Source organism: Vibrio rubrogenes (genome assembly GCF_059641415.1).
The window spans coordinates 1-1705 of the sequence record NZ_JCARSY010000088.1 but is presented as its reverse complement, the minus strand read 5'-3'; the positions used below and the strand labels follow the sequence as shown (position 1 = coordinate 1705).

Here is a 1705-nt window from a genome sequence, read left to right as displayed (position 1 = left end):
CTCTTCAAAGATAACCGCGGTTGCTTGCGGATTACGCGCCACCTGCCCCTCAATCAAAGTATGCAGGCATGACTCATCGGGGAATGGCGTTGCCGTCTGGTTAAACCGGTTGAGCACCAGATCCCGTTCAGTGTCCGCGAGGATACTGAGTTGGTTCATCGGTGCAGTAGGTTGTGCAGACAGCGTACTCACCAGCCCATTTAAGGCCGTCATGAACATCGCCCCGAGTCGCTCGCCACTGAGACGCGGATTGACATGGATATCCAATGAAAAACCACCCGTCACAATATCGTTGACGGCCACCGTCAACGGGTAGTTGGTATTCTCTGCGGCGACCTCGAGAGAACCGAGTGTCTCTTGGTCTGTCGCAGCGGTCTGGGCGCTGCCGCCTTGATAACGATAGTTCAGCAGCGAACTGAACAGTGGGGTGTGATTACTCAGACCACTGCACTGTTGTGCCAAGGCGAGAGAAGTGTGTTCATGTTCGAGTAATTCAGCCAAACGTTGCTGAGTCTGGATCAGTGCCGATTCTACCGATGTATCAGCAAAAGAGAGTCGTAATGGTAATGTATTGAGGAACATCCCCAAGACCCGGTCCGCCCCTTCACCACCAGCCATCCGGCCGAACAGTACCGTACCGAAGACCACGTCATCTTGTCCGGTGGCTCGCTGGACAACCACGCCCCAGGCCAGATGGAACAGCGCTGCCGGGCTGATACTGAAACGCCGGGAGAGCTCACGGATCGTCAGTGCAACATCGTCGGCAACCGCCACATGAGTTGCTTCGACATGAGCGTCATCACCGGATGCCTGCAACCCGAAAGGATCACAAGGTTCATCAATATCGCCAAGCAACTCACGGAAGTATTGAAGGTGTTCATCTTTATTGGCGTTCAGCGTCGTTTGAGCGACAAAATTACGGAACGGTAATGGCCTTGGCAATGACGCTTCACGACCGGCAATATAGGCCTGCACTTCTTCAATCAGTAATTCCAGCGTGGTGTGGTCATTACACAAATGGTGGAGCAGAAAACAGAGCAGCCAACGGTCTTCAGCCGGATCAGCCACTTTATAGGCTGCAATCATCGGGGCCCGCTGGATATCCATTCGGGTATAGGCCGGGTCAAAGTGTTGGCATAAACGTGTGGCAACATTATCAGTCTTGCCACCATTTTCCAGCTGCTCCGTACGTAGGGTTTGCAGTACGACCGGTGCTTGACGCCAGACCACCTGAACGGGCGTCTCCAGACCATCCCAAACCACCGCAGTACGCAGAATGTCATGTCGTTGCACCACATGCTGAAGCGCGGCGATAAACGTCTCAATATCCGCTTCATGTTTGAAGCTTTGTACTACGCGCGTCACATAGGGGTCACCTTGTTGCTCTAACAGGTGATGGAACAAAATACCTTCCTGAAGCGGCGCCAGCGGATAGATATCCTGAATATTGGCTGCACCGCCATCAACAGTCTGACTGATCACATCAATCGCCTTCTGATCGAGTGTCACCAGCGGTAACATGTCCGGTGTAATGTACTGGCAATTGACAGGAATCAGATTCGGTGGAATTTCGCTCTCGGGATTCACCTCTTGCACTTCCAATGTTTCAGCCAGTTCTGCCAGTGTAATTTGCGAGAACAGATGACGAATCACTAACTGATAACCGCGTTGCCGCAGGCGATCAGCCATTCGTACTGCCAGCAGG

1 protein-coding gene is annotated in these 1705 nt (G+C 53.0%); it reads right to left on the bottom strand.

Annotated features, from left to right (window positions below; all coding sequences use genetic code 11):
- Nucleotides 1-1689: condensation domain-containing protein (locus tag AC55NX_RS20630; RefSeq protein WP_496997437.1), on the bottom strand; the 1689-nt coding region annotated here is incomplete at its 3' end.
- Between the last annotated feature and the right edge of the window lie 16 nt (nucleotides 1690-1705).